Below are 14028 nucleotides of genomic sequence, written 5' to 3'. Positions count from 1 at the left end.
ACTGACGGGATAAGCTCATGGATCACGCAATATATACCGCGATGGGGGCTGCCAGGCAGTCGCTGGAGCAGCAAGCGGTTACGGCTAACAATCTGGCTAACGCCTCGACGCCGGGTTTCCGCGCGCAGTTGTCAGCGATGCGTGCCGTACCTATCGACGGGCCGAGCATGGCAACCCGTACCATGGTGACGGCATCGACCCCCGGTGTGGATATCAGTCAGGGGACGATGAATTATAGCGGCCGCCCATTGGATGTTGCCTTACAGCAAGATGGTTATCTGGCGGTACAACTGCCTGATGGTACCGAGGCTTATACTCGCAATGGGAATATTCAGGTTGCGGCTAACGGTCAAATGACCGTGCAGGGCTACCCGCTGATGGGCGATAACGGCCCGATTGAAGTGCCACCGCAGGCCGCAGTGACTATTGCGGCTGATGGCACCATTTCGGCGCTGAACGCCGGTGACTCACCGAATACGATTGCTCAGCTCGGCCAAATCAAACGGGTTAGGGCCAATGCGGGTGAAGTGATGCACGGTGATGACGGTTTGTTCCATTTGACTCCCGCGACGCAACAGGCGCGTGGTGCTCAGTTGGCCAATGACCCGCTGATTAAAATTATGCCGGGTGTACTGGAGGGCAGCAACGTGAAAGCGGTTGAAGCCATGACAGACATGATTGCCAATGCCCGCAGTTTCGAAATGCAGATGAAAGTCATTCACAGTGTGGATGAAAATGAACAGCGCGCTAATCAGCTGTTAGCAATGGGCTAAGCGCGCAGGCGCAGAGGAATAAACTGATGATCCGATCATTATGGATTGCCAAAACCGGTTTGGATGCACAGCAGACCAATATGGATGTCATCGCCAACAACCTGGCGAACGTCAGCACCAATGGCTTTAAGCGCCAGCGGGCGGTATTTGAAGATTTGCTCTACCAGACGATGCGCCAGCCGGGTGCGCAATCCTCCGAGCAGACAACCTTGCCATCGGGTTTACAGATTGGTACTGGTGTTCGCCCGGTAGCGACAGAGCGTTTACACAGTCAAGGCAACCTGTCCAAGACCGACAATACCAAAGATATCGCCATTAAAGGTGAAGGGTTCTTTCAGGTACAAATGCCTGATGGTACCAACGCTTATACTCGCGATGGGTCTTTTCAGGTGGACCAAAACGGCCAGTTAGTAACATCCGGCGGTTTTCAGGTACAACCGGCAATTACCATTCCGGCCAATGCTCTGAGCATGACGGTGGGGCGCGACGGGATAGTCAGTGTCACCTTGCAGGGGCAAACTGCCACGCAGCAAGTCGGGCAACTGACATTGACCACATTTATCAATAACAGTGGCTTGGAAAGTATTGGCGAAAACCTGTATCAGGAGACCGCCAGTTCCGGTGCACCAAACGAAACCACGCCAGGTCTGAACGGCGGGGGCTTGCTGTATCAGGGCTATGTTGAAACCTCTAACGTCAATGTGGCGGAAGAGTTGGTCAATATGATCCAGACGCAACGAGCCTATGAAATCAACAGTAAAGCGGTTTCAACTTCAGACCAGATGTTGCAAAAACTGACCCAATTGTAAATCCGCTTTCAGGGGGTAATTTAGCCCCCTGACTGCAACAGAATAATGAGTAGATGAGGCCGACCGCGTGGCCTCTTACCGGTTACAGGACTGATAATCAGAGATGGACAGAAAGCCGCTGCGCAAATCAGGTGGATTGAAATGGGTCTGTATGCCGTTGACGGCGATGCTGCTCAATGGCTGCGCGTATATTCCGCATAAACCACTGGTGGATGGTACCACCTCGGCACAACCGGCACCGGCCAGTGCGCCGTTGCCGAATGGCTCTATTTTCCAGGCTGCTCAGCCAATGAACTATGGTTATCAACCTTTGTTCGAAGACCGTCGCCCACGTAATGTCGGTGACACGCTGACCATTACCTTGCAGGAAAATGTCAGTGCCAGCAAAAGCTCCTCTGCCAACGCTAGCCGTAATGGTTCAAGCAAATTTGGTGTCGCCACCGCGCCGCGTTATCTGGAAGGATTATTGGGCAATGCGCGGGCTGATATGGATATCTCAGGTGACAATACCTTTGGCGGTAAGGGCGGGGCGAATGCCAACAACACCTTCAGCGGCACGATCACCGTTACCGTCGATCGCGTGCTCGCTAACGGCAACTTGCATGTGGTCGGTGAGAAACAGATTGCAATCAACCAGGGGACTGAATTTATCCGCTTCTCTGGGGTAGTAAACCCACGCACCATCAGCGGCAGCAACACCGTGACCTCAACGCAGGTTGCAGATGCGCGCATCGAGTATGTGGGTAATGGTTATATCAATGAAGCGCAGACCATGGGCTGGTTGCAGCGGTTCTTCCTTAATATCTCACCGTACTAAGAGGCCGTCGATGCGTAAACAGTCACTTGTCACTCTATTTGTTATACAGCTTATTGCGCTGCTCACACTGGTGTCATTACCTGCCACCGCAGAGCGTATCCGTGATTTGGTGACCGTTCAGGGAGTACGTGATAACGCGTTAATCGGTTATGGCCTGGTGGTCGGCCTGGATGGTTCCGGTGACCAGACCATGCAAACGCCGTTTACCACGCAAAGCCTGAGTAACATGCTGTCGCAGTTGGGGATTACCGTACCGCCAGGTACCAATATGCAGCTCAAAAACGTAGCAGCAGTGATGGTCACGGCCAAGTTACCGGCATTCTCCCGTGCCGGGCAAACCATTGATATTGTGGTTTCTTCAATGGGTAATGCCAAAAGTATTCGCGGCGGCACCCTGCTGATGACCCCATTGAAAGGGGTGGATAATCAGGTTTATGCCCTGGCACAAGGTAACGTGCTGGTCGGCGGTGCGGGTGCGGCATCGGGTGGCAGTAGTGTACAGGTCAACCAACTGACCGGTGGGCGAATCAGCAATGGTGCCACTATCGAACGTGAGCTGCCGACGACCTTTGGTACCGATGGTGTGATTAATCTTCAATTGAATACCGAGGATTTCACCATGGCACAACAGGTGAGTGATGCCATTAACCGCCAGCGCGGTTTTGGTTCTGCCACAGCGATTGATGCTCGCACCATTCAGGTTTTGGTCCCGCGCGGCAGCAGCTCGCAAGTGCGTTTCCTGGCAGATATTCAAAATATCCCAGTGAATGTCGATGCGGGTGATGCCAAGGTGATTATCAACTCTCGTACCGGCTCGGTGGTGATGAACCGCAATGTAATGCTGGATTCTTGTGCTGTGGCGCAAGGGAATCTATCGGTGGTGATTGATAAGCAAAATACCGTCAGCCAGCCTGATACCCCATTTGGTGGTGGGCAGACCGTAGTTACCCCGAATACTCAGATTTCCGTTCAGCAACAAGGTGGGGTATTGCAACGCGTCAATGCCAGCCCGAATCTGAATAATGTGGTCCGCGCCCTGAACTCGCTGGGGGCAACCCCGATCGATTTGATGTCTATCTTGCAGGCAATGCAAAGTGCTGGCTGCTTGCGGGCTAAATTGGAAATTATCTGATGAGTGATTTGATGGCGATGTCTGGGGCGGCGTATGACGCCCAATCACTGAATACCTTAAAACGTGATGCGGCAAGAGATCCACAGGGTAACTTGAGGCAGGTTGCCCAGCAGGTAGAGGGGATGTTTGTGCAGATGATGCTGAAAAGTATGCGTTCTGCCTTGCCGCAAGATGGCGTGATGAACAGTGATCAGACCCGGCTTTATACCTCGATGTATGACCAACAAGTCGCGCAGCAAATGTCGGTCAAGGGGTTGGGTCTGGCCGATATGATGGTGGAGCAGCTTTCAGGCTCTACCTCGCCAAGTGAAACGGCAGGAACGGTGCCGATGCTGCTGGATAATGAAGTGCTGCAAACATTGCCAGCACAGGCATTGGCACAAATGGTACGTCGCGCCATGCCAACACCGCCAGCCAACAACTCAGCGTCATTGCCACAGGGCACCGGTAATTTCGTGGCGCGGATGTCTATTCCGGCACAAATTGCCAGTCAGCAAAGTGGCATTCCTCATCAGCTGATTGTGGCTCAGGCGGCACTGGAGTCGGGCTGGGGTCAGCGCGAAATTCCGACGGCCGACGGCAAAACCAGTTACAACGTATTTGGCATCAAAGCGGGTAGCAACTGGGATGGTCCAGTCAGTGAAATTACGACTACCGAATATGAGCAAGGTGTGGCGAAGAAAACCAAAGCTCGCTTTCGGGTATATGGCTCATATGTCGAGGCCGTCAGTGATTATGTCAAATTACTGACACAAAACCCGCGCTACGCCAATGTTGCCGCAGCACAAAGCCCTGAGCAGGGGGCACATGCGCTGCAACAAGCCGGTTATGCCACCGACCCGCAATATGCGCAAAAATTAGTCAGCGTGATCCAGCAAATGAAAAATAGCGGCGAACAAGCAGTAAAGGCATACAGCAGCGACCTAAGTCAGTTGTTCTAAATAGGCTATTTTATTTTCCATTTTGGGATTGGACAGTGCTCGGTACCGTTACGTAGCCATAATTTACAAAGTCATGGTGTGCGCTGGCTGCACCCAAACTGTCTGCGACAATAACGCCTATTGGATTGGTGAGGATCGAGATTTACACCCATATTTTGACTCAAGTTTTCCAAAGTCGAGCCGATAATAATCACAGGCTGTGCGGAGGCTTAGGTCTCCTCAGGCAGTATCCCAATATTAATTAATGCAGGCGCTGCGATGCTCGTCGTCTGTGGTAAAAGGATTTCTTCATGTCCAATAGTTTAATGAATACTGCGATGAGTGGTCTGAGCGCAGCGCAATATGCCCTGAGCACCGTCAGTAATAACATCACTAATTTTCAGGTGGCGGGCTATAACCGTCAGAATACTATTTTTGCCCAAAATGGTGGAACCTTAAGTCCCGCCGGCTTTATTGGTAATGGCGTTGCAGTAACCGGTGTTAACCGCGAATATAACTCGTTTATTACCAACCAATTACGTTCTTCACAAACGCAAAGCAGTGGCTTAACTACCTACTATCAGCAAATTTCGCAAATTGATAATTTGCTCTCTAATTCGTCCAATAACCTCTCCAGCACCATGCAGGACTTTTTCAGTAACCTGCAAAATTTGGTGAGTAATGCCGGTGATGATGCGGCCCGTAAAACGGTATTGGGCAAGGCTGAAGGGTTGGTTAACCAGTTCCAGAATGCGGATAAATATCTGCGTGATATGGATACCGGCGTAAACCAGAAGATCACCGAAAGCGTTACGCAAATCAATAACTATGCTGACCAAATTGCCAAGTTAAACGATCAAATTACCCGTTTGCGCGGCAGCAGTGGCAGCGAGCCAAATGCGTTACTCGATCAGCGCGACCAATTGGTCACCGAATTGAACCAGATTGTTGGCGTGACCGTGACCCAGCAAGACGGCGATGCTTACAACGTTTCTTTTGCCAGCGGTCTGCCATTGGTGCAAGGACCGGATTCTTATAAAGTCGAAGCCATACCTTCCAGCAGTGATGCTACCCGATTAACCATTGGCTACAAATATGGTAGTGGCGATGTGCTTGAAGTGGACGAAAGCCGCCTGACCACCGGTAGCCTGGGGGGTACGCTGAAATTCCGCAGTGAGGCACTCGACAGTGCACGTAACCAACTGGGGCAATTGGCCCTGGTCATGGCAGACAGCTTCAATACTCAGCATAAAGCCGGATTTGATACCAGCGGTGATCCGGGCGTTGATTTCTTCAGCTTTGCACAACCAAATGTGTTGAAAAATGCAAGAAATCAGGGTGATGCCAGCTTGACGGTGTCCTACACCGATACTTCAAAAGTCAAAGCCAGTGATTATAGTGTGGAGTTTGATGGAACTGACTGGCAGGTGACACGGCTGTCTGATAACACCAAAGTGCCGGCTAACCCGGTAAAAGACGGCAGTGGTAACACCACTGGGCTGAGCTTTGATGGTGTCGCCGTCAGTGTTGATAACGGCACTGCCGGCGCGCAAGCCAGAGATAAATTCATCGTCAAAACCGTCTCTAACGTGGCTGCTAATTTACAGGTCGATATCACCGACTCAAGTAAGATTGCTGCTGCCGGTACCGCTGATGGTGGCGCGAGTGACAACGTTAACGCCCAGGCATTGTTAGATCTGCAAACCAAAAAACTGGTTGATGGCAAAGCCACGCTGTCTGGTGCTTATGCCGGTTTGGTCAGTAACGTCGGTAACCAAACCAGCACCGCGAAAACCAACAGCACGGCGCAAGCCAATATCGTCAAACAGTTGACCGCCGAGCAGCAGTCTATTTCCGGCGTGAACCTGGATGAAGAGTACGGCGATTTACAGCGTTTCCAGCAATATTATCTGGCGAATGCCCAGGTCATTCAGACGGCTTCGACGCTGTTTAATGCGTTGCTGAGTCTGCGCGGTTAATTTTTTGTCAGCGGCAGAGAGTCCCTGTCGCTACTTATCTTATTTAGCGGTTAGTCAGTATCCCAGTTAAGACAGATTGATTGTTGAAACGGGGTTGGCGGGCTGAACGATTACTAAAAGGAACTGGCATCATGCGCTTAAGTACCAGCATGCTGTATCAGCAAAATATGCAGGGCGTGACTAACGCCCAATCACTGTGGATGCAGTCGGGCCAACAACTCTCCACCGGCAAGCGGGTGGTTAACCCTTCCGATGACCCGATGGCCGCATCTCAAGCGGTGATGGTGTCGCAAGCCCAATCGGAAAATAGCCAATATACTTTAGCGCGCAGTTTCGCTCGCCAAAGTTCTTCGCTGGAAACCACGGTTTTGGCGCAGGCGACCAGTACCATTCAATCAATTCAGACCTTAGTCATTAGCGCGAAGAGCGATATGTTGAGTGATGATGACCGTGCCTCTTACGCCACTCAGTTACAGGGTTTGAAAGACCAACTGGTCAATCAGGCTAACACCACTGATGGCAACGGTCGTTACATCTTTGCTGGCTTCAAAAGTGACAAAGCGCCGTTTGCGGTTAGTGCTACCGGTGATGTGACTTATCAGGGCGGCGATGTCGCTATTGAGCAGAAAGTCGATGCTAACCGTTCGATTACAGTTGGACATACCGGTTCCAGTGTCTTTATGGCATTGACCAGTAATGCGAAACCTGAACCTGATGATGCCAGTGGTAATCCGGTTGCGTCAGAAAGCAATATTTTCAATACCATCGATACCGTGCTGAACTCACTGAAAGTCCCGTTACAAGGGGCGACTGATGCGGTTAAAGATCAAGCTAATGCCGATATGGATAAAGGTATCCGTGGGATGTCCAACTCATTGAATAATGTGTTGTCGGTTCAAGCCGAAATCGGTACCCAACTGCAAGAGCTAGACAACCTGGATAGTTTGGGCAGTGACCGTAATTTGATTAATAAACAGCGTTTGAGTGATTTGCAGGATGTGGATTGGACCGCGGCTATCTCGTCATATGTGATGCAGCAGGCTGCGCTACAGGCTTCATATACCACATTTACCAATATGCAGGGTTTGTCCCTGTTCCAGCTTAATAAGTAATCCGTCTTCTGCCTGTGGGTCTACCCCACAGGTTCCCTCTTAAGTGTACTTAAACCGGGTGCACTTTTTGGTGTGTCATCTTTTCCCACTAAGGTTTGGGGTGACATACCATTTTTTTGCAGCGACTCAGTTTGCCAATCCGCTCAATACACCTGCTAATCGGTCAAAAACTTCCCCGAACAGATGCTCAGCAAAGGGGGGCAATAATGGCATTATCAATCCGATTGAGATGATCCCGACGGTCAAGGTCAGTGGAAAACCGATAACGAACACCGAAAGCTGTGGGGTCATTCGGTTTAGCATGCCTAATGCCATATTCAGAGTTAACAACAGCGTGATCAGCGGCAATGCCAACATCAGCCCATTCATAAAGATTAATGAGCCGGCCTGCGTCAAGGCCAGAAAGCCATTACCATTGAGCGGTTCGAACTGAATGGGTAAGGTATGAAAACTGTCGGCCAACAATGAAATCAGCCATAAATGACCATCAAAAGTGAGGAATAACAGCAGGGCCAGCAAGTTAAGTAACCGGGCTAAAACCGGCATATTCGGCCCCCCCGAGGGGTCAAAGAAGGTCGCGAACGATAATCCCATCTGTAAACCAATCACTTCACCGGCCAGCCGGATGGCAGCAAAAGCAAATTGCATGGTCAAGCCGATGGCTACCCCAATCAACACTTGTTGGGCGGCGACCCAGACTGCACCGGTTGAGACTAAGGGAATATTGACCGGGGGCAGCGAAGGGGCAATCAGAAAAGTAATTAACAGCGCCAAACCGACTTTAACTTTGCGGTTTATCTGCTTCTCACTTAACACCGGCGCGGTGGTGATCAGCGCCAGCACCCGAATTAACGGCCAGAAATACTGGCTGACCCAGAGGCTAAGTTGAGTGGTATCGAGGGAAAGCACCGTTAGCCAATCAACGTGGGCAGGCTGGTGAACAGATTACGCATATAGTCCAGTATCAGGTTCAGCATCCATGGGCCTGCGATCACCATCGTGGCGAACACGGCCAGTATTTTTGGGATGAATGATAATGTCATTTCGTTAATTTGCGTTGCTGCCTGCAACAGGCTCACGATCAGGCCGCTTATCAGGGCGGCTAATAACAAGGGAGCAGCCAGAGCAAGTGCAATCTTCATTGCCTCAACGCCGAGGGCCATTACCGATTCAGGTGTCATGATGAGTCTACCTTAGCTATAAAAACTCTGTGCCAGGGAACCCAGTAGTAGCTGCCAACCATCAACCAAGACAAATAGCATCAGCTTGAAGGGCAGTGAGATACTGGCTGGGGGAACCATCATCATCCCCAATGCCATCAGCACACTGGCTACCACCAGATCGATAATCAGGAAGGGAATAAACACGGTAAAACCGATTTGGAAGGCGGTTTTTAGCTCGCTGGTGACATAGGCAGGTAGCAGAATGCGCATCGGTACCACTTCGGGACCTTCCAATGGCGGCAGATTGGCCAGCCGGGCATACAGTGCCAGATCTGATTCTCGGGTTTGGCGCAGCATAAATTCACGTAAAGGTTGTGAGCCTTTATCCATTGCCACTTCCATGCTTATCTTGTCCTGACTGAAAGGCAGATAAGCGTCCTGATACACCTTGTCAAATACCGGCGACATAATAAAAAATGTCAGAAACAGCGCCAGACCCAACATCACCTGATTGGGTGGTGCAGAGGGGGTACCCAATGCGTTGCGCAGCAACCCGAGCACAATAATAATACGGGTAAAACTGGTCATCATCAGTAAGGCGGCAGGCAGGAAACTCAGGGTGGTGATGAAAACCAAGGTCTGAACCGGTAAAGACCAGCTCTGCCCACCATTAGCCAATGGCTGGCTGATGATACCGGGTAGTTGAGCCAGTACCGCCGGAGAGCAGAGTAAGCCTAATAGCAGTAGGGTGGTTTTATTGATGAGTGCAGCCAGAAGACGGCGCAGCAGCAACCGATAAGTGAAATCAGTGTTGGCCGCTGCGGTTGTTACGCTATTTGCTGCGGTAAGCACGGGGCGAAGAGACATCATGCCGATTTTTCCGGGTGTTTCGATTTCTTGTTAAATAGATGGTTGTTCAGTAGCTGGCGAAAATCGGCCGGTTTCGCACGGTCGGGCGACGAAGCCGCTGTGGCTTCATCAATCGCAGGACGTGTCAGAGTGTGGAGTTGTGTCACCTGCTGTGCAGTTACGCCTAACACCAGCCAGGTATTGTCTACTTCAACAATGACCACCCGTTCGCGCTGACCAACCTGACAACTGGCCTTCACATTCAATAATTTGTTGTTACGTGCCTGCGGGGCAAAACCTAAACGGCGTACCAGCCAGGCACCACATAAAATCAGCAGTAAAATACCGCCTAACACGCTGCCAACCTGCGTTAACACCGAGCCGGCAGGTATCGCTGGTGCTGTCTGTTGCACCGCAGTACCTGGGTGGCTGGCCGCAAAGCCAGTAACCGGTGTCGTAACCGTGGATGCGGCAGTATCAACCTGTGCTGCGGTCATTAGCGGCTCAGACGGCGCATACGTTCTGACGGAGTAATGATGTCAGTGATACGTACGCCATATTTATCAGCGACTACCACCACTTCACCCTGCGCAATCAGATAACCGTTAATCAAAATATCCAATGGCTCACCGGCCAGTCCATCAAGGGAGACGACCGAGCCTTGAGACAAGCGCAGTAACTCTTTGATGGTCATTTTGGTGCGACCCAGTTCAACGGTCAGCTTTACCGGGATATCCAGAATTAAATCGATATCCTGTAGGTTACCCAAGGCATCCGGCGCTTCCAGTGATTTAAATACCCCCTCGGTGGTGGCCGCTGGTTTATCCGCTGCCTGCTGCTCATTAAACGCATCAGCCCACAGATCGTCCACGGATTCCTTTCCATCATCAGACGGAAGCTTAGGGTCACTCATTGGGCTGTTCCTCATTCAGAGCATTCAAAATAGGGTTAATCAAATGTTCAACACGTAGGGCATATTGCCCGTTTAATGTCCCGTACTGACTGGTCAGTACCGGTACGCCGTCGACATGCGCAATCAGTCGATCCGGTTTATCTATGGGTAATACATCCCCTGGTTGCAGCTTGAGTATCTGCGATAGTCTCAGCGGGATATCGACAAAATTAGCCACCAGCTCCAGCTCGGAGTGCTGCACTTGCTTCACCAGTGTTTCGCGCCAGTGGCTATCTTCCTGTCGGGAATTTTCCAACGGTGGGTTGGTTAGCAGCTCACGCAATGGCTCGATCATGGCGAAGGGAATACAGATGTTGAACTCACCGCTCAACGCACCGATCTCCACATGGAAAGGGGTGGTGACCACGATATCGTTGGGGGAGGTGGTGATATTGGTGAATTTTACCTGTATTTCAGAACGGACATATTCCACATCAATTTTATAGATAGGTGCCCAGGCATCACGGTAGGCATCCAGTGCCAGCCGTAACATGCGGTTAATCACACGTTGTTCGGTGTGGGTAAACTCGCGACCTTCTACTTTGGTGGGGAAGCGACCATCACCACCGAACAGATTATCAACCGCAATAAAGACCAGGCTCGGGGCGAAAACGAATAGCGCGGTGCCGCGTAGCGGTTTGAGATGAATCAGGTTGAGATTGGTCGGTACCGGCAGATTACGGGCAAAGTCGTGGTATGGCTGAATTTTTATCGGGCCGACGGTGATATCCGGGCTGCGACGTAACAGGTTAAACAGCCCCATACGGAACTGACGAGCAAAACGTTCATTGATGATCTCCAACGCTTGCAGGCGTTCACGCACCACACGTCGCTGGGTCGTCGGATCGTAAGGTTTAACGTCTGTTTCATTACCGACGACAGCAACTGGCTCATCGCCACCGCTGTCACCGTTTAACAGTGCGTCAATCTCTGCTTGTGAAAGAATGCTATCGCCCATAATGATTATCGCAATATAAATGCGGTAAACAGCACATCGCTGACTACCTGATTAGGTTGGCCTTTAACCATTGGCGGGCTAAGTACGTTTTTAATTTCACCGACTAAACGCTGTTTGCCTTCTTCATTTGACAGGCTATCGGCGGACTGCCGAGAAAGTAGCAACAGCAAGCGGCTGCGAACTTCCGGCAGATAGTCATTGAGTTTAGCGCGAGTCGTATCGTCGGGCAGCCTTAACGTTAATCCGATATAAAGCACGCGATCCAGATTGTTATCTGGCGTGATCAGATTGACCGTAAAGGTCTCCAGCGGCATAAACACCGGAATAACAGGAACGGCTTTCGCAGCGGTAGGTTTACTCTTATGGAGTATCCACCAGCTATAACCGCCACCTGCAGATGCTGCCACAGCAATCAGCACTAGCAGGATCACCCAGATCGAACTCTTACGCTTGGCCGGGAAGGTATTATCAGACATGGAGAAGACAAATTCCTGTTTCGGTATCAAACCGGTGAATCACGACAATAACCTGGGGTATCTCATTGCTGGATGGCACAAACCGCTGACCACCGACAAATAACCCCATGCTATCCGAATTATTACTGATGATTATCCCGCGTATCTTTAATGCCAATAGGCAGAATAGGTGGCGAAAAACGGCCTAACTTGTCCGTTTGTCACCTTTTGCTGAAATTAACACCCGTTTTAGGCGAAAATATCAACACCACCATTACCATTAGCCAGTGATTGCAACGCCGCAGGTGTCACTAGCGGTGTGCTGTTCGGTACATCACCCGATGCGCTGCTACCGTAAGCGGGTTGGCCGTGTGATGCGAAATTCTGCTGATTTTGTTGGCTCTGTTGTTGTGCCTGTTGCCACTGTCCTTCACTGCCGACACTGCTTTGGCCCAACTGGATACCACTTTCAGCCAATGCCGAGCGTAAACTTGGCATCGCCGCTTCAATAGCTGCCCGAACCTGGCTGTGAGCTGAAGCAAAGTGCAACTGAGCTTGGTTATCTTCCATTTTCAGGCTGATTTGCAATGCCCCCAACTCTTGCGGATGTAGCCGCAGTTCAGCATTTTGTTGGCCGTTACGGCTGAACATCACCACTTGCTGACCCAGCGATTGTTGCCATTCCTGGCTACCTAACTGAGCACTTAAATGGCCACTGACTGGCACGCTAACCGCACCACTGGCCGTCGCTGGCAGGACCGGGCTGGAAACCGGAGGGAGTGATGGTGTTACCGTGGCTGAACTCACGGCTATTTTATCCACGGCGGCTGTGGCAATAGTTTTGTCAGCCTGTACTGCTACAGGAACTGCTTTCGCGCTGAGACTGCTATCTGCATCCTGTGCTGCTGTTAGGCGCACCAATTTATCTTGAGCTGTGGTGGTTTTTGTCTTACCAGGGGTGGCCGCTGGCAGTGCGTTGTTGCTGGCATTGTCACTTTTCGCAGTGCCGATTGTGCCGCCGATCAATGCCGCCAAACCTTTATCTTGTGAGGTCAGACTGGTCAGAGTGGCTAAGTCCTGCTTAGCGCTGGTTTTGTCGCTGGTCAGGCCATTGCCGTCAGTCAACTGCGTTTTCTGCCCATTGTTGGCGCTGCCCAGCGTGGTAGCAACCTGGTGGGGTAACATGGCTAATAACGACTGCAACGCACTGGATTCGGCCAGCGCGGTGGTTTTATCCAGCGTGCTGTCATCATCTAAGGTGGTTTTCTTCACATTAGCCGCGTCTCCAGTCTGCCCTGCGTGGGTCAGGCCTGCAGGCAACGTGGCACTGATATCACCTAAGGCGGCCAATAACTGATTCAATTTACTGTTACCACTGATTGACTTTCCTCCATCCACATCGGCAGTGATATCAGTGGTTGCAGCCAGCGATGATTTCAGGGTCGAGGCATCCATAACCGTCAGCTCTTTACCCAGTTGGTCACCCAATAATTTGGCAAAATCAGCCGGCAGCCCAGCATCAGTAAATAACGCAGCAATCGATGAAGAGGATGATGCGCCCTCAGTTTCACTGGCAGTTGCAGTGGCAGGCAATAGGGACAGATTCATGAATTAAGACTCCTTTGTGAGGCGCGCTGTGCGAACTCATCCATCAATTTTTGATCCAAACGGTTTTCTTGCAAGCGCGCGGTGGTTTCAGCCCGCTCATTCAAGGTTTCAAATGCATTTAACCGTTGCTGCTTTTCTTGCCAATGCTTAACTGCCTGCTCAACTTTGACATTCCACTGAGCCAACTGATTACGATGTTGGTCAATAGCTTGCTCCAACGTCTGAATAAATTGCTGATAGTTTTGCCAACTGGAGGAGGCCATCCCGTTACTCAGTGTGTCATTCAACCGCACCCGGTATTCATCCTGATAAGTCAGCAACATCGTGAGTTGCTGCTCAGCATTCTGATAGGACAGGCGAACCTGACCCAGTTGCGTGCTTGCCTGTTCGACGGCTTTCTGGGCCAGATCGCGCAGGGTGATGAGAGGTGACTGACTTTTCATCGTATTCCTTATACCCTCCGTACTTGAAGCCGCAGGGTTGTTGGCTACGTTCACTTAC

At 51.1% G+C, this 14028-nt stretch carries 16 protein-coding genes; 7 read left to right on the top strand and 9 right to left on the bottom strand.

Annotated elements, in window-relative coordinates; genetic code table 11:
• The first annotated feature begins 17 nt into the window (after positions 1–17).
• The 7 genes from V1953_RS12595 to flgL all read left to right on the top strand — a co-directional run bounded on the left by V1953_RS12595 (position 18) and on the right by flgL (position 7542).
• A complete protein-coding gene (locus tag V1953_RS12595; protein WP_005189342.1) occupies positions 18–773 on the top strand; it encodes a flagellar basal body rod protein FlgF in 756 nt (251 codons plus the stop codon).
• Between the two features lie 26 nt (positions 774–799).
• On the top strand, positions 800–1582 hold the full coding sequence (gene flgG, locus V1953_RS12590) for a flagellar basal-body rod protein FlgG (RefSeq protein WP_005189344.1): 783 nt from the start codon (positions 800–802) through the stop codon (positions 1580–1582).
• Positions 1583–1685: 103 nt separating this feature from the next.
• Positions 1686–2399 carry a flagellar basal body L-ring protein FlgH gene (flgH, locus tag V1953_RS12585; RefSeq protein ID WP_102970433.1) on the top strand — a complete coding sequence of 238 codons (714 nt, stop codon included), beginning with the start codon at positions 1686–1688 and terminating at the stop codon, positions 2397–2399.
• 10 nt (positions 2400–2409) lie between these two features.
• Positions 2410–3531, top strand: coding sequence for a flagellar basal body P-ring protein FlgI (locus V1953_RS12580; protein WP_372558672.1), 1122 nt, complete (start codon positions 2410–2412; stop codon positions 3529–3531).
• On the top strand, positions 3531–4472 hold the full coding sequence (gene flgJ / locus V1953_RS12575; RefSeq protein WP_102970432.1) for a flagellar assembly peptidoglycan hydrolase FlgJ: 942 nt from the start codon (positions 3531–3533) through the stop codon (positions 4470–4472). Before V1953_RS12580 ends, flgJ begins: the two co-directional genes overlap by 1 nt.
• Before the next feature lie 290 nt (positions 4473–4762).
• Complete coding sequence (gene flgK / locus V1953_RS12570) at positions 4763–6430, top strand: flagellar hook-associated protein FlgK (protein ID WP_083159156.1); 1668 nt, start codon at positions 4763–4765, stop codon at positions 6428–6430.
• Between the two features lie 131 nt (positions 6431–6561).
• Positions 6562–7542 (top strand): flagellar hook-associated protein FlgL, encoded by a 981-nt coding sequence (gene flgL, locus V1953_RS12565; protein WP_442847913.1) that lies wholly within the window; start codon positions 6562–6564, stop codon positions 7540–7542.
• 126 nt (positions 7543–7668) lie between these two features.
• Here the strand turns inward: flgL and fliR are convergent, their stop codons facing one another.
• The 9 genes from fliR to fliJ form a co-directional block, all read right to left on the bottom strand.
• Complete coding sequence (gene fliR / locus V1953_RS12560) at positions 7669–8451, bottom strand: flagellar biosynthetic protein FliR (RefSeq protein ID WP_102970431.1); 783 nt, start codon at positions 8449–8451, stop codon at positions 7669–7671.
• Positions 8452–8453: 2 nt separating this feature from the next.
• A complete protein-coding gene (gene fliQ, locus V1953_RS12555; RefSeq protein ID WP_083159154.1) occupies positions 8454–8723 on the bottom strand; it encodes a flagellar biosynthesis protein FliQ in 270 nt (89 codons plus the stop codon).
• A gap of 12 nt (positions 8724–8735) precedes the next feature.
• Positions 8736–9491 (bottom strand): flagellar type III secretion system pore protein FliP, encoded by a 756-nt coding sequence (gene fliP, locus V1953_RS12550; RefSeq protein WP_372559879.1) that lies wholly within the window; start codon positions 9489–9491, stop codon positions 8736–8738.
• An 80-nt stretch (positions 9492–9571) separates the two neighbouring features.
• Complete coding sequence (gene fliO / locus V1953_RS12545; protein ID WP_083159153.1) at positions 9572–10051, bottom strand: flagellar biosynthetic protein FliO; 480 nt, start codon at positions 10049–10051, stop codon at positions 9572–9574.
• Positions 10051–10467 carry a flagellar motor switch protein FliN gene (gene fliN, locus V1953_RS12540; RefSeq protein WP_025377918.1) on the bottom strand — a complete coding sequence of 139 codons (417 nt, stop codon included), beginning with the start codon at positions 10465–10467 and terminating at the stop codon, positions 10051–10053. The genes fliO and fliN overlap by 1 nt, the downstream gene beginning before the upstream one ends.
• Positions 10460–11464, bottom strand: a complete 1005-nt coding sequence (fliM, locus tag V1953_RS12535) for a flagellar motor switch protein FliM (RefSeq protein ID WP_083159152.1) — start codon at positions 11462–11464, stop codon at positions 10460–10462. The genes fliN and fliM overlap by 8 nt, the downstream gene beginning before the upstream one ends.
• Before the next feature lie 5 nt (positions 11465–11469).
• Positions 11470–11940, bottom strand: coding sequence for a flagellar basal body-associated protein FliL (fliL, locus tag V1953_RS12530; RefSeq protein ID WP_083159151.1), 471 nt, complete (start codon positions 11938–11940; stop codon positions 11470–11472).
• Positions 11941–12168: 228 nt separating this feature from the next.
• Positions 12169–13527 carry a flagellar hook-length control protein FliK gene (locus V1953_RS12525; RefSeq protein WP_442821027.1) on the bottom strand — a complete coding sequence of 453 codons (1359 nt, stop codon included), beginning with the start codon at positions 13525–13527 and terminating at the stop codon, positions 12169–12171.
• Complete coding sequence (gene fliJ / locus V1953_RS12520; RefSeq protein WP_083159150.1) at positions 13524–13970, bottom strand: flagellar export protein FliJ; 447 nt, start codon at positions 13968–13970, stop codon at positions 13524–13526. Before fliJ ends, V1953_RS12525 begins: the two co-directional genes overlap by 4 nt.
• Positions 13971–14028 lie beyond the last annotated feature (58 nt).

Source organism: Yersinia sp. 2541 StPb PI (genome assembly GCF_052217145.1).
GTDB lineage: Bacteria > Pseudomonadota > Gammaproteobacteria > Enterobacterales > Enterobacteriaceae > Yersinia > Yersinia enterocolitica_E.
The sequence above is the reverse complement of the archived record's forward strand: the minus strand, read 5'-3'. Positions and strand labels throughout refer to the sequence as shown.